Here is a 24267-nt window from a genome sequence, read left to right as displayed (position 1 = left end):
CTCACGGCCGCCGGCGGCTGCTCCCCCGCCGGCTTCGCGTGCGCGGCGGTGGCCCGCGCCGAACGCAGGCGGTGGCTCACCGCCTCGTCCAGCGTCACCGGCCGCTGCATCCGGGAGGCGAGCCGCCCCGCCTCCTGGCCGAGCCTGGCGATGTCCTCCCAGGAGAGGCGCACCACGAGCGTGAGTTCCGCCTCCCCGTCGGGCAGCGCCTGCATCGCAGCGGTCACTCGGTCGTTCATGGCCCGTTCCTCCCGTCGGCCCCGCGGCCCCTTCCCCGCGCCGCAGGCAGTTGGGAAGGGATACGCAGGACCGGATGGCGGTGTTCAGCGGGGCGGCGGATTCACCGGCGGCGGCAAGGGCACAAGTGGAACGTGGTCATCCCCGTTCATGACGTGAATCCGGCACGGCGCACCCCGTGGGTCACCTACGCGCTGCTCGCCGCGAACATCGTCGTCTTCGTGTTCTTCACGCCCGGTGTCGTCGGCTCCCTGACAGGCAGCGGGAGCAGTCTCGCGGAGCTGTGCGATCTCCAGGCGTTCCTGGACCGGTACGCGGCCGTGCCGCGGGAGCTGATCCACCACCAGGTGCCCCACCTGGTGCCCACGGGCGCCACGGGGGTGGGACCGCAGGGGCCGGGGTGCGTGGTGGGGCCGCCGTCGTACGAAAAGTCGCCCGAGCTGAGCGTGCTCACGGCGATGTTCCTGCACGGCGGCTGGCTGCACCTGCTGGGCAACATGCTCTTCCTGTGGATCTTCGGCAACAACATCGAGGACCGCATGGGCCGTCTGCGGTACCTGCTGTTCTACCTGGTCTGCGGCTACGCGGCCGCATACGGATTCGCACTCACGAACCCCAATGCCACCACCCCCCTGATCGGCGCCTCGGGCGCCATCGCCGGCGTCCTCGGCGCCTACCTGGTCCTCTACCCGAGGGCACGCGTCTGGGTCCTCGTCCCCTTCCTGATCTTCCTGCCCCTGCGCTTGCCGGCCTGGATCGTGCTCGGCTCCTGGTTCGTTCTGCAGGCCGTGTACTCCTCCGGCGGCGGCGTCTCGGAGGCCGGCAGCGTCGCCTACCTGGCCCACGTCGCCGGCTTCGTGGCGGGCATGCTGATCGCCTGGCCCCTCAAACCAGGCACTCCCCCACCCCCCGAACCGGGCGGCGTTCGCTACGGACGGCAGACCCGGGGGCCCTGGTAGGGCCGCATGCCAGGAAACGGGCGGCGCAAGAAGAACCTGAACAGCTTTGCATAAGTGATATTTGCATTCCCGGGCCGGCCGACGATTGTTGAATGCTTCAACCACCTGCATGTTTTGCCGGATCTTCGAGCCTCTGACAGGGCTCACGCTGACCCATTGCCCACTTTCCTGACTCCACGTCAGGCGGGAAGCACCCCCGCAGGAGTCGCGCCGGACGGCATCCCGCTGTGGGCGGCGCGCCCGAACAAGAAGAAGCCGGGGTCCATCGGCGGCTCTGCGTCGATGGACCCAGGCTTCGGTCGCGGCTTCGCTCCGGTCAGCCGATCGGCCCCCAGAACGTCTCTCCGTGGTAGGTGTCGGGGAGCGGCTCGAGCGTCTCGGGCCACACGCCCGGCTCGACGCGGCGCCGCTCGGCTGCGGGCCGGACAGAGCCGTCCCAGCCGACCTGCTCCATGTAGTAGTACAGCTGCATCACATGGCCCTCGGGGTCCACTGCATGCACGACGTAGTCGATGCCCGGGTGGATCTCCTGGGGCAGGTCGATGAGCGTGACGCCGCGCTCCTCCAGGTAGGTCTTCGCCGCGCGCAGCTGCTCGTAGGATCCCATCTGGATGCCGAAGGAGAGGAGCGTGCTGTGGTCGCCGAGGCCGAGCGTCTCGCGCAGCTCCAGCGGGAAGAGGCCGATGCTGTGGTGCTCGGTGTTGGCCCGCAGGAACACCGCCCGATGCCCCGCGACCACGGTCTCCTCGCTCTTCACCAAGCCGAGCGTCCCGGTGTAGAAGGCCTCCGCGATCGCCACGTCCTCGACGAAGAGGCTGACGGGGCCCAGGCGCACCGGCGCGAACGGCCGGGCCATGCGTACGCCGCCCAGGTCGTACGTCTTCTCCGCGTCGTCGAGCCACCGATGGCCGGAGTTCAGGTCGATGCCCCGGGCGACCGCCTCGATGAGCTCGTCGGCCTCCGCCTTGGTCGGGAGCTCCGGGTGCTCCTGGACCCAGGGCCACAGCGCGGTCGGCTTGCTCAGGCCGTCCCAGCCGACCTGCTCGATCCCGTACTCCAGCTCGTTGGTGTGGCCGGTCGGGTCCGGGAAGTAGGTGTGCCAGTTCGATCCCGGGTCACGGCCGTAGCGGTCGATCTTCGTGCCCTGCTCCTCGAGCCACAGACGCGCCTCGACGACCTCGCGCAACGTGCCGACCTGCCAGGTGATCTGATTGATCGTGATGTCGTCACGGTCCGGGTCGTCGTTCTTGTCGACCCAGGGTCTGGGCATCAGGACGAAGGTGTGGTGGTCGCTGTTGTGCCGCAGGAAATACAGCCGTGTGTCGGGAAGGCCGTCGAGCCACGGTCCGGGATCAGCCTCCTGGAGGTCGACGACGTCCGAAACCTTGAAGCCGAGCAGATCGCGGTAGAAGGTCAGGGCGGCACCGGTGTCCTGGACGCTGATGCCGAAGTGGTTGAGCCGTCGGATCTTGAACGGGCGGTCGTAGAGGATGCCCCCGACGTTGAATTTCTTCATGGTCATGGCCCCGTTATGCTCAGTTGTCCGGCTTGACTACTTCGTTGCGGATCACACCGATCGCACTGGATGAGACCTCGACGACGTCACCCGGCTTGATGAACAGCGCGTCGGGGTGCGAGCCGTCGGCCTGCTCCTTCGTGGAGTCGACCGCGGTGCCCTTGGGCGTGCCGCTGGCGATCAGGTCACCGGGCCACAGGGTGGTGTCGCGGGAGAGGTACTCCCCGAGGGCCGCGAAGGTGTGGATCATCGAGCTGGTGTTGCCGCTCTGGCGCACCTCTCCGTTGATGCGGCACTCCACCGGGATGTCCTGCGGCTCCAGGCCCTCGTCCACGACGATCCACGGACCGACGGTCGCGGAGGTGTCGAAGTTCTTGGAGTAGGCGAAGTCCGGCCCGAAGGAGACGTTGTCGCGCACCGACCAGTCGTTGAAGAGGGTGTAGCCCCAGATGTACGGCTCGAAATCGTCGGCGGCGATGTCACGGCCGCGCCTGCCGACGACGGCGGCGATCTCGGCCTCGTAGTCGAGGCGTTCGGTGCGAGCCGGGTAGCGCACCTGCTCGCCGTGCGCGGAGACGGCACGCGAGTCCTTGAGGAAGTACTTCGGCCCGCCGGCAACAAGGCGCTGGATCGTGGCTTCGCGTTCGGGGTCCTGGGTGTTCTCGGCCGCGCTCTGCATGTGGGCGGCGAAGTTCGCCAGCGCGCAGAAGATACGCGCGCGGTCGGTGACGGGGGCATGCAGCTGCACGTCCTCCAAGGGGAAGACGATCTGCTCGCCGTCCACGCCACGCTGGTCCGCGGTGTTGTCACGGAGGTGGTCGAGCGCGGCCCGGGCTCCCGCGAGGGCCCCGTCGCCTTCCTCGATGAACGCACCCAGCTCGGACGGCACCTCGGCCGCGGCCCTGGCCTGCGGCCGGGGTGCGTCGGAGGTCTCGGCCAGGTACTTGGCGTACGCGGCACTGATGTCGATCACGCGGTCGTCTTGCACTACACCGACCCGGTGGGCCGATCCGAAAACTGCAACCTTCATGTCTGCGCCTTGTCGTTGAGTGGGTGGTCGCGGGTGATGTCGGTCAGGACTGCTCGCCGGTCTTGTCGTCGAAGAAGCGCGCGTCGGCCGGTGTGAGGCTGTAGATGGCCAAGCGCTGGATCTTGCCCTCGCGGACGGTGAAGAAGTCGGCCAGGGCGACGGCCTTGCCGTTGGCGGAGAGGTCAATCTCCACTGCCACGGTGTCTCCGTTGACGACGTACGGACGGGGGCTCGGCTTCATCGCCCCCGGAGCGACGCCGGCGCGGTACATCGCCGCGATGGCCTCCCTCCCGTTGAGGGTGCCGGCGGCGTTCTGGAGGACCGCGTCAGGAGCGAACAGGGCCACGACGGCCTCAGGGTCGCCCGCAACGACGGCGGCGAAATAGGCGTCGACGACGGCTGATGCATGGGTCATGGTCTTGTCTCCGTACTCGGATCAACGGTCGCCGGGTCAGGCCGTGAGGTACTCCGCCGGGACTCGGCGGCGCTGCCCGCGAGGCGGGCATTCCTTTTCCCCGAGACCTGGTGGTGACGACAGGAATATTCCTGAATGCGGGAGCTGCAGGAAACCGCACCACTGCCTCCAGGGTGCTGTCCGGCGGCGGCCCGCACAATGCCGGGAAGTTGCGTGCACCGATGCAGAACGCGCATGAAAAGACGTGGCCGGAACCATCCGCGCACGTCCTTCCACCGCTAATGTTGAATGCCATGGAAAAGCAGCGGAAGAAATACCTTGAATGCCCCTGCGGCGAACTGCTCGAGGGGACGGACGACGACACCCTGGTGGCTGCGGTCCAGGCTCACCTACGCGCGGTCCACCCTCATTTGACGTACGACCGCGAGCAGATCCTGCTCATGGCCCGCTGACGTCTTCGGCCCTGCGCAGGATCGCCTCGGCCCGGGCGAGGACCGGCGCGTCGACCATGTGCCCGTCGACGCGGACCGCCTCGCCCCCGCCGGCGGCCGCCAGCACACTCCGGGCCCAGCCGACGGCCTCCGCGCTCGGCCGGAACGCGGCTTGGGTTTGCGCCACCTGCCGGGGGTGGATCAGGAGCTTGCCCGCGAGGCCCACTTCCTGCGCTCGCTTTAGGTCGTCGGCCAGGATCAGTTCGTCGTCCAAGGCGGTGGTCACGCCGTCGACCGGTCCCGGGAGACCCGCCAGCCGTGAGGCATGCACCAGCCTCGACCGGGCGTGGAGCATCGCCGGCCAGGTCGGCTCCGCTCCGATGTCGAGCGCATAGTCGAGGTGCCCGAAGGCCAGCCGGACGACACCGGCGGTGGCCGCCAGCTCGTACGCATGCGCCACTCCCTCCGCCGACTCGACGAGCGGGATCACGGGGACGTCCATGAGGCTCGCGACCGACGCCGCCGAGGAGCGGGTGTCGGCCTTGGCGAGCATCACCGCGAGCAGGCCCGGCAGGTCCGCGAGCGCAGCCAGATCGCGATGGTGGTGCGGGCTGGTGACCGCGTTGACCCGGACGCAGGCGCGGCCGCCGGACGCAAGGTACGCCGCGACGGCTTCGCGGGCGCTGTCCCTGCGTTCCTCGACGACGGCGTCCTCCAGGTCGATGACGACGACGTCCGCCCCGGTCGCGGCCGCCTTGGCGAACCGCTCGGGGCGATCACCCGGCACGAAGAGGAAGGAGACGGCCGATCGCAGCACATCGCTCGCTTCCGGCGCCGTCAGTCCGGCCATGTCGCTGCTCCTCACGCCCGGGCCTGCTCGGCAGCGGCCACGATACCGAATTCGGCGAGCACGGCGGTGGTGTGCTCACCGACGTCGGGAACGGGCCCCATGACCGGGTCGAGACCGTCCATCGTGACGGGCGGCACCAGCGCCCGCAGCGTTCCCTTGGGCGACTCGTACGTCTTCCACCGGCCTCGCGCCTTCAGCTGCGGGTGGGCGGCGAGCCCGTGCATGTCCCGCAGGAGGGCGTTGGCTATGCCCGCCTGTTCCAACTTCGCCGCGACATCGGGCGCCGTGCTGCCGAGGAAGGCCCGCTCGATCTCGTCGCGCAGGTCGCCCGCGTTCTCCACACGCAAGGAGTTGCGCAGGTACCGCGGGTCCTCGGCCAGCTCCGGCTTGTCGAGGATCTCCTCGCAGAACACGCGCCATTCGCGTTCGTTCTGGAGGCCGAGGAAGATCAGACTGCCGTCTCCGCAGCGGAACGGGCCGTACGGGTAGATGGCGGCGTGGCGGGCGCCGGTACGGGCGGGCGCGGTGCCGCCGTAGGCGGCGTAGTTGAGCGGGTAGCCCATCCACTCGGCGAGCGCCTCGAGCATGGAGATCTCGATGGTCGCGCCCTCCCCGCTCTGCCGGCGTCGGATGACCGCGGTCAGGATCCCCGTGTAGGCGTACATGCCTGACGCGATGTCGGCGATGGAGATGCCGACCTTCGAAGGTTCCTCCTCGGTGCCCGTGATCGAGACCAGTCCCGCCTCGCACTGCACGAGGAGGTCGTAGGCCTTCTTGCCGGAGTACGGGCCCCCTGCGCCGTATCCGGAAATCGACACGTGGATGAGTCCCGGGTTCACGGCTCGCAGTTCGTCGGCGCCCAGGCCCAGCCGCTCGGCTGCGCCGGGCGCGAGGTTCTGGACGAAGACGTCGGCGTGCCGGATCAGTTCGCGGACGGCCGCCTGGCCGTCCTCGCTCTTGAGGTCGAGGCAGACCGATTCCTTGGAGCGGTTGAGCCAGACGAAGTGGCTGGCGAGACCGCGCACGGTCTCGTCGTAGCCGCGGGCGAAGTCACCGACTCCCGGCCGCTCGATCTTGATGACCCGGGCGCCCAGATCGGCGAGCTGCCGGGTGGCGAACGGGGCGGCCACCGCCTGTTCGAGCGCGACGACGGTCAGGCCTTGGAGGGGATGCATGTGCGTGCTCCTGGAGAAGGGGCCGGGGGCTCAGCGGGCGAGGAGGGAGGGGCTTTCCAGCGTCTTGGTGAAGTACATGACATCGGCGGCGAGTTCGGGCTCGCGAGTCATCCGGCGGAAGACCTCCAGGTCCTGGTCGAGCTTCGCGGGATCGCCGGAGTGGAAGATGAGCTGCTTGTTGGCGGTGGCGCGCGGGCTCGCCTTGTCGACGAAGGCCGCGCGGCGGGCATCGGCGTAACTGGTAAGGGCGGTGTCGTCGACGCCCTTCACGACGACCGCGCCGAGCGTCTCGATCAGCGCGTACGCGTCGAAGAGGCCCATGGTCAGGCCCAGCCCGCCGCACGGGTTCGTGGCGTGCGCCGCGTCACCGGCCAGCAGCACCCGGCCGGCGCGGTAGGTCGACGCGCTGCGCTGGTGCATCCGGTAGGGCGAGATGGCGTCCAGCTCGACGTTTTCCGCGACGTCCTCGCCGAAGACCTTCGCCAGGAACCCCGGCAGGCGCTCGGTCACCGTCTCGGCGGGGAGCGCCGCGTCCTCCATGTAGGTGTAGCGCCACAGGCCGTGCTCACCGGATTCGTCGATCTTGGCGATGATGGCGCCGTACTTCTCGTCGACGTAGAACGTCGACTGGGCCCAGCCCTCCCGGTCGTCGGGGAAGCGGATGTTGGCGGCCACGAACCGCTCCGACCAGGTCATACCGTCGAACCCGAGTTCCAGCGCGCCGCGGACCGCCGAGCGTGCGCCGTCCGCGCCGACCACCCAGGGAGCGCGGAGCGTGGTCTCGCCGGCGTCCGAGCTCAGGCGCAGGTCGGCGCCCGACTCGTCCTGGGAGACGCCTACCAGCTCATGGCCCCACAGGACACGGACGTTGGGGAACTTCTCCACCTCGTCGAGAATGATGCGGGCGAGTGCCCCTTGGCCGAGGTGAAGGTTGTACGGGTGCTTGACCCGGCCCGCGAGCGGCTGGAGTCCGTACTCGACGATCTCGCCGGTCCTGCGCACTCGGTAGGCGTAATCCTGCTTGAGGAAGCCTGCCGTCCGGGCCGCCTCGAAGAGGCCGAGCCGGTCGAGGCCGTCCAGGGTCGACCAGTGGTAGACGATCGCCCGGGGCGCGTCCTGAAGACCGGGGGCACGTTCGACGACAGTGACCTCGACTCCCTGCTGGGCGAGGCCGAGTGCGGTCAGGAGCCCTGTCGGTCCCGCGCCGACCACCACGACCTGTTGCTCTTCGCTCACCGTCACCCTCCACAATTCCTTATTTTTTTCGGGGATTTCGGCTTCGGAATCCCGCGCTTCACGATGAACGAGAATGGGACCGACCGCCAATGCCACCTATTTGCCCGGGCGATTCACTTCGCGCATGGAATCGGGATTGTCGGCTTTTCCGCGCCGTTGCGAATGCCGGAGGATTGCCGAGACCGTGAAGCCCGCCGGACGTTCGAGGCCTACGCCGAGGACGCCCCTGCCTGCACCTGACGGCCAGGATCATGGGGCGGAGGCGTCCGGCTGAGGTCTCCTCAGCCGACCGGAGCCGGTCCGGGAGTGAGGACCGTCCGGGCCTGCTGCCACGGCAGTTCGTTGCGGAGCATGGCGCGGAGCTTCACGAACTGGGCCCGGCGTTCGAAGGCCAGCACACCCGTGACGAGATCGCCCGTGCGGTAGACGACGAGAAGCCCGTCGGCGTTCCGGTCTTCGACGATCTCCTCTGTTCCGGTGCGGTAGCCGGCGAACTGGATGCGGACACCGTGCTGGTCGGACCAGAAGTAGGGCACGCTGCCGCAGACGACCAAGCCCTCGCCCGAGACGGTGTTGACGGCGTTGATGCCGGCCACGCGCCCCTGCTCGGCGGCATTGGTCCAGTGCTCGATCCGCATCGTGGCGCCCCAACGCGGATTGGGCCAGCGCACGGCGTCACCGGCGGCGAAGACCCGCTCGGCCGCCTTGAGCGTCGCATCGCAGATGATGCCGTTGTCGAGCAGGACCCCGGACTCCTCCAGCCAGGCCGTCGACGGCCGTACGCCGACCCCGACCAGGATGACGTCCGCCGGCACCCGCGAATCGTCGTCGAGCAGTAGGAACCGCCGGCCCCCGTCCTCGCCGAGACCGGTCACGGCCGCGCCGAACCGCAGTTGGACGCCGGCGGCCCGGTGCAGGGCCTGGTACTCCTGCGCGACAGCGTCGCCGAACCGGCCCAGTGGCTGCTTCGCCAGGTCGATCACGGTGACCCGGTGGCCGGCCTTGGCCAGGGTGGCCGCGAACTCCCCGCCGATGAATCCCGCGCCGACGACGGCGACGTGTACGCCCGGCCGCGACACCGCCGCGCGCAGCCCGACCGCGTCCTCATAGCGGCGCAGCGTGAACACGTCGGGCTGACCGGCGAACACCGGCGGCACGAATGGCTCGCATCCGGTGGCCGCCACCAGGGCGCCGTATTCCAGGGAGCCGGCCGTGGTCAGCAGCCGGTGGTTCGCCACGTCAAGGCCCTCGGCCCGGGTGTTGAGCACGAAGGTGACGCCCTGCTCGCGCAGGCGTGCCACCGCCGGGTAGGTCAGCGCCTCGCGGTCGAAGGGTTCCTCGAGTCCCACCTTGGACAGCGGTGGACGCTCGTGCGGCACATGGGCCTCGTCGCTGACCACCGTGAGGCTGAGGTGCGGTGCCTGGCGGGCGACGGTCTCCGCGGCGCGGAGAGAGGCGACGGAGCCGCCGACGACCACGATGTCGGATACGCGCACGGTCATGGCCTCACGCCTCCGTCAAGGTGCTCACGGCGCACACCGTCCCAGCGGCGCTGCGTGCCTCGGCGCCCTGGGCGAGGCCGTCCGGGCCCGGCACGACCGAGAAGGTCTGCGCCTTGGTCATCGGCGAGACCAGGCGGTAGCCGAAGGTCCGGCCGACCAGGTCGATGCCCTCGCGGCGCATGTGCTCGCCCATCATGAAGGCGAGGAGCGGGCCGTGGATCACCAGCCCGTCGTAGCCTTCCTGACGGCACCAGTCCAGGTCGTAGTGGATCCGGTGGGCGTTGTACGTCAGCGCCGAGAACCGGAACAGCATCCGCTCGTCGACGGAGAGCCGCAGTTGCGGGCCGGCCGGGGGCTCGGGCGGCGCCGGGGGCGTCGGCAGGGCGTTCGCGCCCGGGGCACGGTAGACGATGTCCTGCTCCTCGCGGATCACCAACTGCCCGTCCTGGAAGATCTCCTGAGCGACCGTCGTGAGGGTCAGCAGACCGGTACGTCCCTGCTTGTCGATGGACCGGGCGACGGAGGTCACCTTGGTCGCCGGCTTGCCGATCTCGAGGAGCCCGTGGGTCGTGACCCGCCCGCCGCCGAACATGCGCCGACGGCCCGGGCCCGGGGGCGCCGGGATGCCCACGACCGGGTGCCCGTCCTCACCCAGTTCGCTCTCCCGGCTGCGCTCAAGCAGGTAGATCCAGTGCCACAAGGGCAGCACGCGGTCCCCGGCTTTGTGGGGGATGTCGAGATCGAGCATCGCTGCCAGCGCCTCGGCCGGCTCGGCGGCGATCACCTCGGTGCGCTCGACCGTTTTCTGATTCGTCATGCCATCCGTTCCGTTCATGCCCATGCGTGTTCGTTCATGCCCGTGCACGCAGGGCGTGCAGGAGTTCCGAGAGATCGGGTGCGTCCTCGAGGTGCTCCACCGCGTCGATGAGTTGCGCGGCCGTACCGGCGCCGAGCGGCTCGACCAGGGCCCGTGCCTTGGCGACGACTTCCTCGTGGGACATCGGGTTCTGCGCCGAACCCTTGGCCGTGGTCGGGTTGCCCGCCTCGCGGGTGAGCACTTCACCGTCCATGAACTCGATGTCGAAGCGAGGGCCGTCCTCGAGTTGGATACGCGCGTCGACGTGCAGGGAGATCTTGTCCATCGTCTCCTTGATGCGCGGCTCGTCGACCCGGGGCGGCTCGTACTCGTCCAGGCCGAGCCGACCACCGCACAGCGCCAGGGCGACCGAGTACGGGAGGCTGAACTGGGCGTCGAACACGGTCTCCACCGGGTCGACCGACAGCATGTTGATCGCCGTCTCGCCCGCGGTGATGCGCACGCTCCGCACGTCCTCCGCCTGGATCGGCCGCGAGGCCAGCAGGTCCATCACCGTGTCGATGGCCGAGTGGCAACCTCGGCAGCACGCGTACGGCTTGAGGTAGGAGCTCGCGACATTGAAGTCGGTGCCCAGGTCCTTCAGCGCCGCATCGGGGAACCCCTCCCCGCCGTTGTAGGTGGCGAACAGTCCGCCCCACTTCGCCTCGAAGAGCCGACGCGGACCGGTGATTCCCCCACGAGCGAGGACGGCCGCGTCCACGCCCGTCTCGCCGGCCTTCCCGGGGTGGAGTCGCTTGGTCATCGCCCCGTCGTCCTTGAAGGCCCACACGCCACCCGTGAAGGAGCCGGCGATGCCGAGCGCATCGGCGAACTGCTGCGCGTCCAGCCCGAGGGACTTCGCAGCCGCTGCAGCCGCTGCGATACTGCCCATCGTGCCGCTGGAGTGCCAGCCGCGGTCGGTGTGCGCGGCGAAACCGCCCAGGGCCCCCAGGGCGCGGTAGCCGATGTCGTACCCGGCGACGGTGGCCGTGATGAGGTCACGTCCGGAGGCACCCGCCGCCTCGGCCGTGGCGATCGCAGCCGGCAGCACGGTCGAGCCGGCGTGTCCGGGCCCGCCTCCGTCGTCGAAGTCGCGAGCGTGCGCCGACGTGCCGTTGGCGAGGGCTGCCTGGGCAGGCGTGAGCCTGATGCCGGTGCCCCACACGAGAGAGCCCGACGCGGTGTCCTGGATCCCCGCCAGCGCGTCGATCACGCTGGTCGCCTCGGCGGTGGTCGCACCGAGCATCGCGACGGCGAGCGTGTCGAGGATGTGGTCCTTGACTCCCACGACCACGTCGTCGGGCAGGTCCTGGAAGGTGATGTCCGCCCAGTGGGCGGCGAACGTCTCCGTCAACGAGGATGTGCTATTGGTCATTTATCCGGCCACCTCACGGCTTCATATGGACGGTGAGTCTGTCGACGAGCCACCGGCCGCCCGCCTGGCCGATACGTGTGGCGTCCTCGACGACCCGGGCGTCCGGGTAGTGCTCGGCCAGGTGGCGCACCACCTCTTCCATCTCGGCCTTGGCCAGCCCCTGCCCCAGGCAGTTGTGGGAACCGGTGCTGAAGGTGAGCGGCTGGTTGCGCTCCCGGTCGAGGTCGAACTCCTCGGGGCGCTCGAACCTCCCCGGGTCACGGTTGGCGGACCAGACCGCCACGTGCACGTCGCTCCCCTTGGGGATGACGGTGCCTTCCAGCTCGACGTCCTCGACGGCGATCTTGCTCACCACGCCGGTGCGCGGGAAGAGCCGCAGGCTCTCGACGACCGCCGCGGGTATCAGCTCCGGATCGGCGACGATCCGCTGCCAGGCCTCGCGGTCGCGCAGCAGGGTCCAGACGACCAGGCCGACCTGGTGCGCGGTGTTGACGGAGCTCGCCTCGAGCATCGAGGTCGCCTCGGTCAGGACCTCCTGCTCGGTCAGCTTGCCTTCGTCGCCGAGGGAGATGAGGTACGACAGCATGTCGTCGCCCAGCCCCTCGGCGCGCTTCCTGGCGATGAGGCCGGCGAGGTAGGCGAAGAGCTCGTCGTAGGCCTCAACGATCACCGGGGTCAGACTGCGGTCCCTGGTGAGCAGTGACAGCGTGCGCTCGGACAGGCTCTGCACCTGGGGCGCGTCGCTCGCGGGCGCGCCCGCGAGGTGACAGTAGACCAGCGACGGGATGCGCTGGGCGACGCCCCGGTAGAAGTCGACGGGCGCCGAGTCGTCGAGATCGGCGTTGATCGACTCCACGATCCGGCGGAGCACGTCGCGTGTGTTCCTGACCGTCACCGGGCTCATGAAGCGGGCGAGCGGCACACGCAGGCGAAGGTGCGGGTCGCCCTCCAGCATGATGATGCTGCGGGCCCGGAAGTCGTGGACGGGGCCGGCGGTGATGCCGAACTCCTCCATCAGCCGCAGCGCGGAGTTCTGGAACCGCTTGTCGCGCAACACCTGGGAGGCCAGGTCGTAGCCGAGGACGGCGGTGCCGTAGTCGCCCTGCACGAGGGCATGTCCGTCGAGCGCACCGCCCTGGTGCGTGCCGGCGTCGGGCGAGAACGGATCAAAGGTCGCTGTCGCGTTCATGGGAGTCATGGCAGTCATCCGCGGGCGATCGCACCGACGGGGCAGCACACGATGACCTCTTCGAGCTCGGCCTCACGCCCGGGGTCCACCTCGGTCGTCAGCTGCTCGAGCAGGCCTTCGTCACCGATGCGGAACACGTCCGGCATCAGTGCGGCACACGTGCCGTTGGCATCGCACCGGTCGAAATCGACTGTCACTTTGATCATGGCGAGAGACTCCTTTGTCATTTCGTTCGTGCCCGGGGTGCCGGCCCCGGGCGGATCGCTTGCTCAGGCCTCGGCCGGCGCGAGCACGATGTCGAAGCGGACCTTCGACCAGGTGCCGTCGACGACCCTGCCGTCCGGCGTGGGTGTTCCGGCCGGCTGTTCCTCGAAGTCCTTGACCAGCGACTCCTTCACGCCGAAGACGCTGTCCTTGTCGAGGAGTTCGTCACCGCGCACGAAGATGTGCGTGACCAGCTCCCGGTGACCGGGTGCGCGAACGAGGAAATGCAGGTGGGAAGCGCGCATCGGGGACCGGCCGACGGCCTGCAGCAGCCGTCCGACCGGGCCGTCGTGCGGGATCGGGTAGGGAGTCGGCGTGATGCCCCAGAAGCGGTAGGACCCCTGGACGTCGGTGCGGAAGTGGGCGCGTGCGGCGGTGCGGTCGTCCGTGTACTGCACGTCGTACAGGCCGTCCTCGTCGGCCTCCCACACCTCCACCAGCGCGCCGGGAACCGGGGTGCCGTCGGTGTCAGTGACGGTGCCCTCGACCCAGCACGGCTGCCCGACCGCGCCGAACGACATGTCGCCGCCCAGCGGGATCTCCGGGGAGCCCTCGACGAAGAACGGGCCCCACACGGTCGCCTCGGTGGCGTTCCGGTAGGCCTCGTTGTTGACCGCGATGGTCTGCATCGAAGCGCCGAGCACGTCGGAGAGCAGGATGAACTCCTGCCGTTTGTCATCGGTGATGTGGCCGGTGGCCGTGAGGAACTCGATCGCCTTGTTCCATTCGGCCCCGGTCAGGCGCGTTTCCCGGATGAAGGCGTGGACGTGCCGGACGAGCGCGGTCATGAGCTCCTTGAGCCGCGGATCGGCACAGGTGTCGAAGGAGCGCACCACGCGCTCGATCAGCTCTTCCTCGCGCCGGCTCTGCTCCACGCCGACGCCCTCGGTGGCCGAGGACTCGCCGGTGCCGGTCATGCCGGCTCCTCTCCGGACCATGCTGCCTGCAGCAGGGCGGTGATGTCCGCCTGAGTCACCGGCGCGGGGTTGCCGGCCGGGACGGCCTTCAGAATGGGGCCGACGGCCTTGGCGATGCCGTCGGCGGGCATGCCGTAGTCCCTCAACGCCCGTGGCGCGCCCAGGGCGTCGCGCAGTGCAGCCAGCCCCTCCCGTGCCGTCGCCGAGCCGAACGCGTGGGCGATCCGGGATTCGGCCTCAGGCGCGTAGGGAGCGTTGAAGGCCAGCACGTACGGAAGTACGACCGCGTGGGTCTGTGCGTGCGGCAGGTTGAACATGCCGCCGAGCACATGGCAGATCTTGTGGTGCAGGCCCGAGCCGGCGGAGGCGAACGCGACCGCTGCCAGGTAGGCGCCGTACAGCGTCTTCTCGATCCCTTCGATCGACGCCGAGTCGCCCGCCACCTGCGGCAACCCCGCGGCGAGGCCGTGGATGCCCTCCTGTGCCAGCACCCGGTCGATGGGGTCCGCGCGGGGCCCCCACATCGAGTCCACGCAGTGGGCCAGCGCGTTCAGACCGCTGGACACGGTCAGCTCGCCGGGCAGGGTCGTGAGGAGGTGGGCGTCGTAGACGATGGAGCGCGGCAGCACCTTCGGGTCGGCCCCGGTGCGCTTGGTCTCGCCCTCGGTCAGACCCCACACGTCGGTCGCCTCGCTGCCGGCGTACGTCGTCGGCACCGCGACGACGGGCAGTCCCGTGGTCAGTGCCACCGCCTTGCCCAGTCCGGTGGTCGAGCCGCCCCCCACCGTGACGATCACATCCGCCCCGCAGGAGGCAGCGGCCTGACGGGCGCGGGCGGCCACCTCGACCGGCACATGCATCACGACGTCTTCGTGGCGCAACGCGACCGGAACCGCCGCGGCGATCGGGTCGGCCAGGGCCGCCTCCTGCTCCGAGGCGATCAGCATCACCTTCGCGCCACCGAGCGCCCCGACCTCGGCCGCCACGGCCGACGGGGCTTCGCCGGGGGCGAAGACGACGCGCTGCGGGAGCGTCTCATGGATGAACTTCATCTGCGGCTCACTCTCCTTCGTTCCGCGGCAGCCACCCGAGCAGTGCGGAGGCGACCCCGTCGGGATCCTCAAGGGCGGAGAAGTGCCCCACGCCCTCGAGCGTCACCAGCTGCGCGCCGGGAATCCCGGAGGCGACCTCCTGACCCAGGTGCGGCGGGGTGATCGCGTCGCTGTCTCCCACCAGGACCGTCGTCGGCACAGCGATCGTGGACAGCTCCTGACGCCGGTCGAGTCGCTCGGCAACCGCCAGCTGCTGGTCCTTGAAGACCTCCACGCCCAGGGAGCGGACCATCCGACCTGCCAGTGCAGTGATGTCGGGCCGGTTGGGCGCCACAGCGCTCGCGATCAGGTCGGCCGCCTTCTCGAACTCGCCGGACTCCGCCAGTGCGATGGCCTTCAGCGAGTTCTCCCGGCGCTTCGGCTCCGCGGCGATCGCGGAGGAATTGAGCAGCGCGAGGCCCTGGACCCGGCCGGTGTTGCGCAGTACGACATCGAGCGAGACGTATCCGCCCATCGAAATACCGGCGAGGTGGAACTTCTCCGGCGCCTTCTCCAGCACACTGTCGGCCATCGCCTTGATCGAGGCGCCTTCGCCCCGGATCACCTGGCATTCGACGTGTCCGGACAGTCGCTCGACGACGGGTTGCCAGAGGCTCTCGTCCGCGCCGAGCGCGGGGACCAGCACCAGCGGGTAGTTCTGCATCTTCATTCCTCCCGGCTCACGCAGCGCCGTCGACATTGAGAATGCAGCCGGAGGTGAACCCCGCCTCTGCGGAAACGAGGTAGGCGACGGTGCCGGCGATCTCTGCACCGGTGCCGGTACGTCCCGCCGGGATCGCCGTGCGGGTGGCCGCCCGGGCCTCCTCCGGCAGCGCCTCGAACACGCGCCGCACGCGGCCGTACTCCGGCAAAATCAGTCCGGGCGAGACCGCGTTGACCGTGATGCCGCTGCTGCCCAGATCCTTCGCGAGCTGCTTCGTGAACCCGTTGATCGCAGCCTTCGACGCCGCGTACGGCAGGCGCGCTCCGACCGTGCCCGAAGGCCCGGCAAGGCCGTCGGCCACCGCCGAGGAGAAGTTGACGATGCGTCCGAAGCCGTTTCGGCGCATCAGCGGCACTGCCATCCTGCTGCACAGGAACGCGCTGGTCACATTGGCGTCCAGGACCCTCGACCACATGTCCGGCGTGAGGTCCTCGATGTCGTGGACGGACTTGGTGCCGCTGCCTCCGGCCGAGTTGACCAGCACATCGACCCGGCCGAAGTGACGTTCCACCTCGGCGAAGGCGTCCGAGACGAGTGCGGCGTCCGTGAGGTCCGCCTCGACGGTCAGTACCCGAAGCCCGGGGAACGCGGAGCGGATGACGGCGGCTGTGGACTCGAGGCCCTCGCCGTTGAGGTCGAACAGCGCGATCTCGAACCCCTCGCTTGCGAGACGGTGCGCGATCTCGGCGCCGAGCCCTTCGGCTCCGCCGGTCACCACGGCGACCTTCGTCTCCGTCCCCTGCGTTGAAAGCACCGGACTCCTCCAGGACGTTCCACCGGCTGAACCATCGGCAGCCGCACAGGTCGGTGTGACCTGCTGCGCACAGCGTGTCCCAGGGAAACGCACACATCAATGACGCAAAGATTCGCCCGGTAATGCGTTTCCCGTATAACGCCCGTGCCCCTGGATTTACGGGCGGCGCACCATGCCATGTGCCTATTGCATGGCCATCACCAACTTCCTGGTCTTTCCCTGGGCCGCCATCAGTCCGCATGCTGCTGGGTGACCGGCGTTACCCGGACATCAGCCTCGCCGCACACTGTGGAGGAAGCCGTGACACAATCAATTCTCGGATCACGCACGACCATTGGGCCGGATCCGGAGATCGTCTCCCGCGCCACGGCTCTGGTGCCAGTGATCCGTGAATACGCCGATCAGGGCGCCGAGGGCAGAAGAATCGCGCCCGAGGTGATCAAAGAGCTGGACAGGGCCGACCTCTTCCGACTGTTCGTGCCCGCCCGCCTGGGCGGCCTGGAGGCTTCGGCAGCGACGATCTTCGAGACACTGGCCGAGGTCTCGCGCGGAGACGGCTCCACCGGCTGGGTGACCACGCTGCTCTCGTCGGCCGCCGGCTATGCGTCCACCTTCCCCGACCAGGCCCAGCAGGACGTCTTCGGTGCGAACCCGCGCGCCCGCGTCTCGGGCACGTTCGCCCCCACCGCGCAGGTCGAGCGTGTGGAGGGCGGCTACGTGGTGAGCGGCCGCTGGCCGTACTCCTCAGGTTCCTTCGCCGCGGACTGGGTCACCCTGGGACTCCTGATCCCGCGTGAAAATCCCGACGAGAACCCGGTCTCCATGGCGCTCTTCCCCCGTGACGCCTGCCGGATCGAGCCCTCCTGGTTCGTGACCGGCCTCAAGGGCACGGGCAGCGACACCGTGGTCGTGGACAACCAGTTCGTCCCGGACCACCGGATCCAGCCCATGCATAACATGTTCAACGGCGAACTGCTGTCCTCACACCGTGAGGACAGGATCGCCACCTGGCCCTTCAGCTCGATGGCGTCGATCATCCTCGCCGCTCCCCAACTCGGGATGGCCCGCCACGCACTGGAGATCACCCGCGCCAAGCTGGGTGACAAGCCGGTGACGAACACGGCCTACCGCCAGGCCCGCCTGTCCCCCACCCACCAGCTCAACGTGGCCGATGCCGCGACGAAGCTTCATCTCGCCGAACTGGCCATGCAGCGTGTCGCACACGACATCGACACGGCGAGCGCCGAGGGCCGGCGCCTCGATGTCGAGACCCGCGCCCGGATCCGCAACGACACGGGCGTCATCGCAGACCTCTGCAAGGAGGCCATCGGCCTCCTGCTGACGGCCAACGGCTCCGGCTCGTTCGCGGAGGGCAACGTCATCAGCCGGATCTGGCGCGACTCGGAGATCGCGAACCGGCACGCGCACGTCACCTCGGGCATCGGCCGCGAGGCTTACGGCCGCATACTCCTGGGCAACAACGACCACCTGATCGAGCTGTGACATGCCTGCCATGACTGAGACTTCCCCCATCGCGAGCGGCCGCGTGGCGATCGGCGACGCGGCAGCCTACCGGCGTGTCCTCGGGCACGTCCCCACCAGCGTGGCCGTGGTGACCGCCACCGGCCGCTCGGGACGACCGGTGGGCATGACCGTCGGATCGTTCACCTCGGTCTCCCTCGACCCACCGCTGATCGCCTTCTTCGTCGATCAGGCATCGTCGACCTGGCCCCACCTGTACGCGGCCGACCACTTCGGCGTGAGCATCCTGGGGCATGCCCAGAGCGAGCTGTGCCGGGCCTTCTCCCGCCGCTCCCAGGACCGTTTCGAAGGGGTGGACTGGCACATGTCCGACCTCGGCGTCCCACTGCTGTCGGATGCCATCGTGACCCTTGAATGCACCCGGGCCAAGATCGACCTGATCGGTGATCACTATCAGGTCGTCGGCCGTGTCGAGGCGATGGAGCTGCGCGCTCCCAACCCCCCGCTGATCTTCCTGCAGGGCGGATTCGTGGACATGGCCGACCGCAACGCCTCCTGAAACACGCTCCGCCCCGCGAGGGACTGCCGTCCGATCGGACGGCAGTCCCTCGCGGGGTTCCCGCCTCCCGGTGGTGCCGCCGGACTCGCCGTCGTGGCCGGCCTTTCCGGACGGAGGGTAGATGCGGACCATGCGGACCATGCGGCCCCCGACGCGGCAAAGGCACACAGCCGTCCCCGGCTGTGTGCCTTCACCACTTCGTTCCCGTTGCCCGCTCGTCAGCCGGGCAGCTCTGCGACACCGGCGGCCTGCGGGACGGCCTCCTGAGCGAGTCCCGTGCATTTCGACTGCGCCGCCGCGAATGCCAGGAAGCGACGCGCGGCCTGCCCGGCAGGCCCGCCCCGGCGCGTCAGCATTCCGTAGGGCCGGACCGCGGAAGGGTCGTCGATGAGGATGACAGGAGTCAGTGTCTGCTGTCCCGGCTGCGGTTCGGGAACGACGGCGACGCCCCATCCGGCCGCGACGAACGGGGGCAGGGTGTACAGCTCCGTGACCTCGATGACGAACCGCGGGGTGAACCCGGCCTGTCGGCACAGGCGTTCGGTGATGTGCCGCAGGCCGTAACCGACCTTGAGCGAGACCATCGGCTCGTCCTCCAGGTCGGCGAGCGTGACGGACTCGCGTTCGGCGAACCGGTGGCCCTCGGGAACCCCTACGCACAGTCTCTGGCTGCCGAGTGGAATCCAGTCCAGGTCCTCCGCGGCCGGCTCCGGAGCCACGAAGCCGATGTCGATGCGGCCCTGCCGTACGTCGTCCGCCACCGCGTCGGACGCGCCGCCGCGCAGCTCGAAAACCGCACGCGGGGTCAGTTCCCGGTAGCGGTTCACCAGGTCCGGGACCAGCCACTCCCCGAAGGAGTTCAGAAAGCCGAGGGACACCTGGCCCTGGTCCGGATCGACCATCGTGGCGATCCGTTCTTCTCCCTTGGCGAGTTCGTTCATGGCCCGCATGGCGTGCGCCTGGAAGACCGCACCGTATCGATTGAGCCGCAGCCTGTTCTGGCGCCGGTCGAAGAGTTTCACGCCGAGTTTGCGCTCGAGTCGGCCCAGGGCCCGTGACAGGGTCGGCTGGCTGACGTTCAACCGCGCGGAGGCGGTTGTCATGTTCTCGGTTTCGGCGAGGGTATTGAACCACTCCAGTTCGCGCAGCTCCATTGGTGCTCCCAGTCTTGCGGTCTTGACCTGCAACATACCTCCCGTGCATAGCTTGCTCAATATGCACGTCGCGCATTATCCGGAGATCTGGAAAAACCCACGTCCGGGCGGCGAATTCCGGTCCTTTACAGCACCTCGGGGGCCCCTTATGCACGGGGTGCATTATCGGCTCGACATTTCTGAGCCTCTCTCCGGGCGGCCCGGCGATAGTCCCGCTTGCTTTCGGTGCCGCTGCGGGCACGCGGTCCAGGTCGGCTGTCCCCGGGCAGCACGGCGTACGGGCCGGGAGAAGAATCCCGGCCCGTACGCCCCTGAGCTCCGGGGTCCGTCTCAGGGCCCCCACCACCGTTCCGGCACGCCGGAACCTCCGATCAGACGGCGGTCCCTTCGGCCGGAGCCTCCGCCGCCCCGCTGTCCGGAGTACTCGCCTCCCCGCTGTCCGGGGTGCTTGCCGCTCCGTCGTCCCCGGCCTTGTCGCGCAGGGCACCGACGACGAGCACGCAGCACAGGAGAGCGGCGATACCGCACACCAGGTAGCCCGTGGAGAAGCCGTTGCTGAGCGACTCGAGCGCCAGGCCCGCCGCCTCGGCAGGCGGCGAGCCGGCCGGAGCGGAGTTGACGGCCAGCGGGCCCGCCGCCTCGGCGAGCTGTCCGGCGGCGGCCTGCGCGGCGGGGCTCAGGTCCGTGGCCTGCGCGAGGCCGGTGCTGAAGAGGGAGTCGGCGCGGCTGAGCGCGATGGCGCCGACGACGGCGGGGCCGAGGGCGAAGCCGAGGTCGCGCAGCAGGCTGGTGGTGGCGCTGGCCATGCCCGCCAGGTGCGCGGGCACCGTGTTCACGGCCGTGGCGGTGATGGAGGAGACCGTGAAGCCGAACCCGATACCGATCAGCCCGAGCGGCAGCGTGATCGACAGGAGTGAGGTGTCGGTGATGGGCAGGGTGGCCGCCCAGAATCCGCCGGCCGAGATGAGGGCCAGGCCGAAACCGAGGAGCCAGCGCGGTGCCAGTCGCGTCAGCATGCGTCCGGTCACCGGTGTCAGCACGGCGACCCAGCAGTTCGACACGAGGAACGCGACCGCGATGCGCATCGGGCTCTGGTGCTGGAGGGGGCCCATGCGCATGCTGGTCGCGTAACCGGCGCCGAGGAACGCGAACATGCCGACGACGGCGACGACCGCGGCGATGGTGAAGGAGCGGTTGCGGAAGATGTCGAGCGGCAGCAGCGGCGCCTTGGCGGTGTTCTCGATCCGGACGAACAGCGCCAGGAACACGGCCGCGACGACGAACGCGACGACGATGAGCGGCGAGCCCCAGCCGTCGGCAGGTCCCTGGACCACGGCGTAGAGCAGGGCGATCAGCGCGACGGCGATCGTGATCTGGCCCCGGACGTCCAGCTTCCGGCCCTCCGGGGCGCTGGACTCCTCGGCGAACAGGGCGCTGACGAGTGCGCTGAGCGCGGCGAGGGCGGCAAGGACGACGAACGACCAGCGCCAGCTGCCGAAGTTGGCGGTGATGCCGCCGAGCAGGGGCGCGAGGGTGTTGCCGACCGCCAGGCTGGTGACCCAGATGGCGATGACGCGTGCCCGCCGGGGGCCGTCGTCGGTGCTGACCGCGATCGCCGTCAGCGAGGTCGGGATGACGGCGGCGGCGCCGATGCCGGACAGGGCCTGGCCGACGCATAGGAGGATGACGTCGGGTGCGGACGCGGCGACGACCTCACCGGCGACCATCAGCAGGGCGCCGCCGACCAGCAGTCTGCGGCGTCCGAAGAGGTCACCGAGCACGCCGAAGGTGAGTTCCAGGACGACGATCGGCAGCAGGAACGCCGCGGTGATCCACGTGAGCTGGGATCCCAGAGGCTGCAGGTCGGCCTGGAACAGGCCGTTGAGGGTGGCGGGTATCGTCGTGGCGAGCTGGGCCACGAAGACCGCCAGACAGCCGGCGATCAGTGTGCCGAGGAAACTCCGGGTACGTGGGCCCTTACCGGATCTCTCACGGTCGTGGGCGGTTGCAGTCGGGGAAACAGACATAGGGGTATCCCTGTCGCGGAGTGGTTGGGGTGACGGTGCTTCCGTCCGACGGGCCACCCCTGGCTGCCGGGCGGTCCGGCCGGTGGTGGTGTCATCGGGCAGGTCGGCGGCCGGGCGGCGGACTCGTGCCGACGGGCGGCGGAAGCCACGGCCGGCTTACGCAGGCGCGGTGACGGGTGCCGACCTGGGCCGGAGGCGTCCAGGGGCGCCCGTACGGAAGGTGGACGGTCGGACGGACGGCGTCCGGGGCGGCGACGCGTCCCGTGTCACGGCTTGCTGCCCGGGGGGCGTGGCCGGTGGCCGGACACGGTTCGAGCCCCTTGGGTCGCAAGGGCGCTCGCAGCCACGAACTCTTCCGCAGCCTCCGCGCGAGGCTGCCCGGAGTACGGCCACGTCCTCGTGCGGTCGGCTGGTGTGTTGTGGGCTCATGGTGGCCGGGGAGCCATGGGCTGTATACACACACGATGTTGGGGCTGCTCATGCGCCTGCCGCATGGGCCCCGGGACACCCCCCCCTCGCGCCCGGTCTCGGACGCGGTGTCGACGGTGCGGCCACGGCCGGTCGGCGGACCCGGCCGGCAGCGACCCCCTGTGCGGCGGCCCCGGTGCTTCCGTGCTTCTCGGCGGGTCACGCCACCACGTCCGCGGCGTGGCCGTCCGCGTCCTGTCGGGAGCACCCGGTGGGGGATGGTGCCCTCACAAACTGAAGGAACCGGCGTGCGGCCCGTCCCCGGGCACGGCTGCCACCCCCTGCCCGCGGTCACGAACAGCTGCCGGGCGTACGGGAGTTCCCGCCGGCCGGATCGTCATCCACCTCACGCATGGCCGGATGCAAGTTTTTGAGTCTTTACCTCGGGCGGAGACCCTCCGCATGCTGGCGAACGCGGGGGGCCACTGCCGGCCTTCGCCACCTTCCCCCGCTTCACTCTTCCCATCATCGTCCGTGTTGGAGGACTTGTGCCTTCTGTCGCCTCACTCGAAGCACCCGAGGACCGTATGCGGTTCTTCATCGACGGGCGGTGGGCCACCCCCCACGGTGCCCGCTCTCACCAGGCCCTGGAGGCCGCCACGGGTGATGTTCTCGCCCGCGGCGCCCTGGCGGACGAACAGGACGTCGACGCGGCCGTGCTCGCCGCCCGCAACGCCCTGGACCACGGCGTCTGGGGACGCACCACCGCCCCCGAGCGCGCCGCGGTCATGCGGCGCATGGCCGACGCCCTGGAGAAGCGGGCCGAGTCGACCGCCGTGCTGGTCAGCCGGGAGAACGGCATGCCCATCGGGCTGTCCCACATGCTCAACGGTGGTGCTCCGGCCGGCCTGCTCCGCATGTACGCGGACCTGGTGGAGAACCTCGAACTGGAGGAGATACGGCCGAGCCAGGCAGGGTCGACCATCGTGCGCCGGGAGCCGGTCGGAGTGGTCGGCGCGATCACTCCGTGGAACTTCCCGCAGGCCCTGGCCATGTTCAAGATCGCCCCTGCGCTGGCAGCAGGTTGCACGGTGGTGCTGAAGCCCTCGCCGGAGACGGCGCTGGACTCGTACGTCTTCGCCGATGCCGCGCTGGAGGCGGGGCTGCCGGACGGTGTGCTCAACATAGTGCTCGGCGACCGCGACGCGGGAGCAGCGCTGGTGTCGCATCCGCTGGTCGACAAGATCGCCTTTACCGGATCCACCGAGGCCGGCCGCGCGATCGGCGCCGAGTGCGGGCGCCTGATCCGCCGCTGCACCCTCGAGCTGGGCGGGAAGTCCGCTGCGGTGTTCCTCGACGACGGGGTTCTGGACACGTTCCTGGCCGGGCTGGACGGCGCGTGCTTCCTCAACAACAGCCAGACGTGCACCACTCAGGCCCGTATCCTCGTCGCGCGTTCCCGTTACGACGAAGTCGTCGACGCCCTCGCGCAGTACACCTCGGACATGGTCCTGGGCAATCCTCTCGACCCGTCCGTGACCTGCGGGCCAATGGCCAGTCGCAACCAACTGGACCGTGTGTTGGGCTACATCGACATGGCACGGAACTCCGATGCGCGTCTCGTCTCCGGCGGTGGCCGGCCCGAGGGGCTGGAGCAGGGCTGGTTCGTGCAGCCCACCGTCTTCGCCGACGTCGACAACAACGACCGCCTTGCACGCGAGGAGGTCTTCGGCCCGGTCATGGCCGTGATCCCGTTCAACGACGACGAGGACGCCATCAGAATCGCCAACGACAGCGACTACGGGCTCGGCGGCTCCGTCTGGAGCGCCGACGAGGACCGGGCCCTGGCCGTCGCCCGCCGGGTGCGCACCGGGACGATCGGCCTGAACTACTACACCCTCGACCTCGGTTCGCCGTTCGGGGGCATGAAGGACTCCGGCATCGGCCGCGAGCTCGGGCCCGAAGGCCTCAATGCCTACCTGGAGTACAAGTCCGTCTACGCGAGCGACAAGTACCTGTCGGCCTGAGTCCGTTGGGCTCCCCCTAGCCGGGCTACGGAAGGGCACGTTGGCCGGTCGGCCGTGAGGCAGGCCGGCCAACGTGCTGCCCCGGGCAA

At 69.5% G+C, this 24267-nt stretch carries 23 protein-coding genes; 5 read left to right on the top strand and 18 right to left on the bottom strand.

All coding sequences use genetic code 11. The features are described from left to right. Window positions 1-239 (bottom strand): hypothetical protein (locus ACFP2V_RS08325; protein ID WP_381207787.1); only part of this gene is annotated, 239 nt, incomplete at its 3' end. 132 nt (window positions 240-371) lie between these two features. Between ACFP2V_RS08325 and ACFP2V_RS08320 the strand changes: the two genes are divergently transcribed. After that, a complete protein-coding gene (locus tag ACFP2V_RS08320; protein ID WP_381207781.1) occupies window positions 372-1196 on the top strand; it encodes a rhomboid family intramembrane serine protease in 825 nt (274 codons plus the stop codon). A 316-nt stretch (window positions 1197-1512) separates the two neighbouring features. Here the strand turns inward: ACFP2V_RS08320 and ACFP2V_RS08315 are convergent, their stop codons facing one another. From ACFP2V_RS08315 to ACFP2V_RS08305, 3 genes are all read right to left on the bottom strand, one after another. Continuing rightward, window positions 1513-2718: a VOC family protein gene (locus ACFP2V_RS08315; protein ID WP_381207778.1), complete on the bottom strand. Its 1206-nt coding sequence runs from the start codon at window positions 2716-2718 to the stop codon at window positions 1513-1515. Window positions 2719-2731: 13 nt separating this feature from the next. Beyond that, entirely contained in the window at window positions 2732-3685 is a 954-nt protein-coding gene (locus tag ACFP2V_RS08310) for a fumarylacetoacetate hydrolase family protein (protein ID WP_381207775.1), read from the bottom strand. 100 nt (window positions 3686-3785) lie between these two features. After that, complete coding sequence (locus tag ACFP2V_RS08305) at window positions 3786-4157, bottom strand: nuclear transport factor 2 family protein (protein ID WP_381207773.1); 372 nt, start codon at window positions 4155-4157, stop codon at window positions 3786-3788. A gap of 293 nt (window positions 4158-4450) precedes the next feature. Between ACFP2V_RS08305 and ACFP2V_RS08300 the strand changes: the two genes are divergently transcribed. After that, window positions 4451-4609: a DUF1059 domain-containing protein gene (locus tag ACFP2V_RS08300; protein ID WP_145766198.1), complete on the top strand. Its 159-nt coding sequence runs from the start codon at window positions 4451-4453 to the stop codon at window positions 4607-4609. Here ACFP2V_RS08300 and ACFP2V_RS08295 read toward each other — a convergent pair. The 12 genes from ACFP2V_RS08295 to ACFP2V_RS08240 all read right to left on the bottom strand — a co-directional run bounded on the left by ACFP2V_RS08295 (window position 4596) and on the right by ACFP2V_RS08240 (window position 16521). Then, the gene (locus tag ACFP2V_RS08295; RefSeq protein ID WP_381207769.1) at window positions 4596-5438 is read right to left on the bottom strand and encodes an HpcH/HpaI aldolase/citrate lyase family protein; all 843 of its coding nucleotides are present in this window, start codon (window positions 5436-5438) and stop codon (window positions 4596-4598) included. The two genes, ACFP2V_RS08300 and ACFP2V_RS08295, sit on opposite strands and share 14 nt — an antisense overlap. A gap of 11 nt (window positions 5439-5449) precedes the next feature. Beyond that, complete coding sequence (locus ACFP2V_RS08290) at window positions 5450-6613, bottom strand: CaiB/BaiF CoA transferase family protein (protein WP_381207766.1); 1164 nt, start codon at window positions 6611-6613, stop codon at window positions 5450-5452. 30 nt (window positions 6614-6643) lie between these two features. Further along, entirely contained in the window at window positions 6644-7849 is a 1206-nt protein-coding gene (locus tag ACFP2V_RS08285; RefSeq protein WP_381207763.1) for an FAD-dependent oxidoreductase, read from the bottom strand. A gap of 281 nt (window positions 7850-8130) precedes the next feature. Beyond that, window positions 8131-9351 (bottom strand): NAD(P)/FAD-dependent oxidoreductase, encoded by a 1221-nt coding sequence (locus ACFP2V_RS08280; RefSeq protein ID WP_381207760.1) that lies wholly within the window; start codon window positions 9349-9351, stop codon window positions 8131-8133. Between the two features lie 4 nt (window positions 9352-9355). Beyond that, a complete protein-coding gene (locus ACFP2V_RS08275; protein WP_381207757.1) occupies window positions 9356-10168 on the bottom strand; it encodes an HTD2 family dehydratase in 813 nt (270 codons plus the stop codon). Between the two features lie 34 nt (window positions 10169-10202). Further along, window positions 10203-11582, bottom strand: coding sequence for an MmgE/PrpD family protein (locus tag ACFP2V_RS08270; RefSeq protein WP_381207755.1), 1380 nt, complete (start codon window positions 11580-11582; stop codon window positions 10203-10205). A gap of 13 nt (window positions 11583-11595) precedes the next feature. After that, window positions 11596-12771, bottom strand: coding sequence for a cytochrome P450 (locus ACFP2V_RS08265; protein WP_381207752.1), 1176 nt, complete (start codon window positions 12769-12771; stop codon window positions 11596-11598). 14 nt (window positions 12772-12785) lie between these two features. Then, the gene (locus ACFP2V_RS08260) at window positions 12786-12977 is read right to left on the bottom strand and encodes a ferredoxin (RefSeq protein ID WP_381207749.1); all 192 of its coding nucleotides are present in this window, start codon (window positions 12975-12977) and stop codon (window positions 12786-12788) included. 63 nt (window positions 12978-13040) lie between these two features. After that, window positions 13041-13952, bottom strand: a complete 912-nt coding sequence (locus ACFP2V_RS08255; protein ID WP_381207746.1) for an intradiol ring-cleavage dioxygenase — start codon at window positions 13950-13952, stop codon at window positions 13041-13043. After that, a complete protein-coding gene (locus ACFP2V_RS08250; RefSeq protein ID WP_381207743.1) occupies window positions 13949-15004 on the bottom strand; it encodes a maleylacetate reductase in 1056 nt (351 codons plus the stop codon). Before ACFP2V_RS08250 ends, ACFP2V_RS08255 begins: the two co-directional genes overlap by 4 nt. A gap of 7 nt (window positions 15005-15011) precedes the next feature. Then, entirely contained in the window at window positions 15012-15707 is a 696-nt protein-coding gene (locus tag ACFP2V_RS08245; protein ID WP_381207740.1) for an alpha/beta fold hydrolase, read from the bottom strand. Between the two features lie 16 nt (window positions 15708-15723). Then, window positions 15724-16521 (bottom strand): SDR family NAD(P)-dependent oxidoreductase, encoded by a 798-nt coding sequence (locus ACFP2V_RS08240; protein WP_381207738.1) that lies wholly within the window; start codon window positions 16519-16521, stop codon window positions 15724-15726. Between the two features lie 300 nt (window positions 16522-16821). Here ACFP2V_RS08240 and ACFP2V_RS08235 point away from each other — a divergent pair, with 300 nt between their 5' ends. Beyond that, window positions 16822-18024, top strand: a complete 1203-nt coding sequence (locus ACFP2V_RS08235) for an acyl-CoA dehydrogenase family protein (protein ID WP_381207735.1) — start codon at window positions 16822-16824, stop codon at window positions 18022-18024. A 10-nt stretch (window positions 18025-18034) separates the two neighbouring features. Continuing rightward, a complete protein-coding gene (locus ACFP2V_RS08230) occupies window positions 18035-18562 on the top strand; it encodes a flavin reductase family protein (RefSeq protein WP_381207732.1) in 528 nt (175 codons plus the stop codon). A gap of 218 nt (window positions 18563-18780) precedes the next feature. On the opposite strand, the gene ACFP2V_RS08225 is transcribed toward ACFP2V_RS08230, so the two are convergent. Then, entirely contained in the window at window positions 18781-19716 is a 936-nt protein-coding gene (locus ACFP2V_RS08225; protein ID WP_381207730.1) for a LysR family transcriptional regulator, read from the bottom strand. A 371-nt stretch (window positions 19717-20087) separates the two neighbouring features. Further along, window positions 20088-21743 carry an MFS transporter gene (locus tag ACFP2V_RS08220; RefSeq protein ID WP_381207727.1) on the bottom strand — a complete coding sequence of 552 codons (1656 nt, stop codon included), beginning with the start codon at window positions 21741-21743 and terminating at the stop codon, window positions 20088-20090. 995 nt (window positions 21744-22738) lie between these two features. On the opposite strand from ACFP2V_RS08220, the gene ACFP2V_RS08215 reads away from it, so the two are divergent. Next, entirely contained in the window at window positions 22739-24178 is a 1440-nt protein-coding gene (locus ACFP2V_RS08215) for an aldehyde dehydrogenase (protein WP_381207724.1), read from the top strand. Window positions 24179-24267: the final 89 nt, after the last annotated feature.

Source organism: Streptomyces incanus (assembly GCF_042656345.1).
GTDB lineage: Bacteria > Actinomycetota > Actinomycetes > Streptomycetales > Streptomycetaceae > Streptomyces > Streptomyces incanus.
Note: the sequence above shows the minus strand (reverse complement) of the source record. Positions and strands in the feature narration are given on the sequence as shown.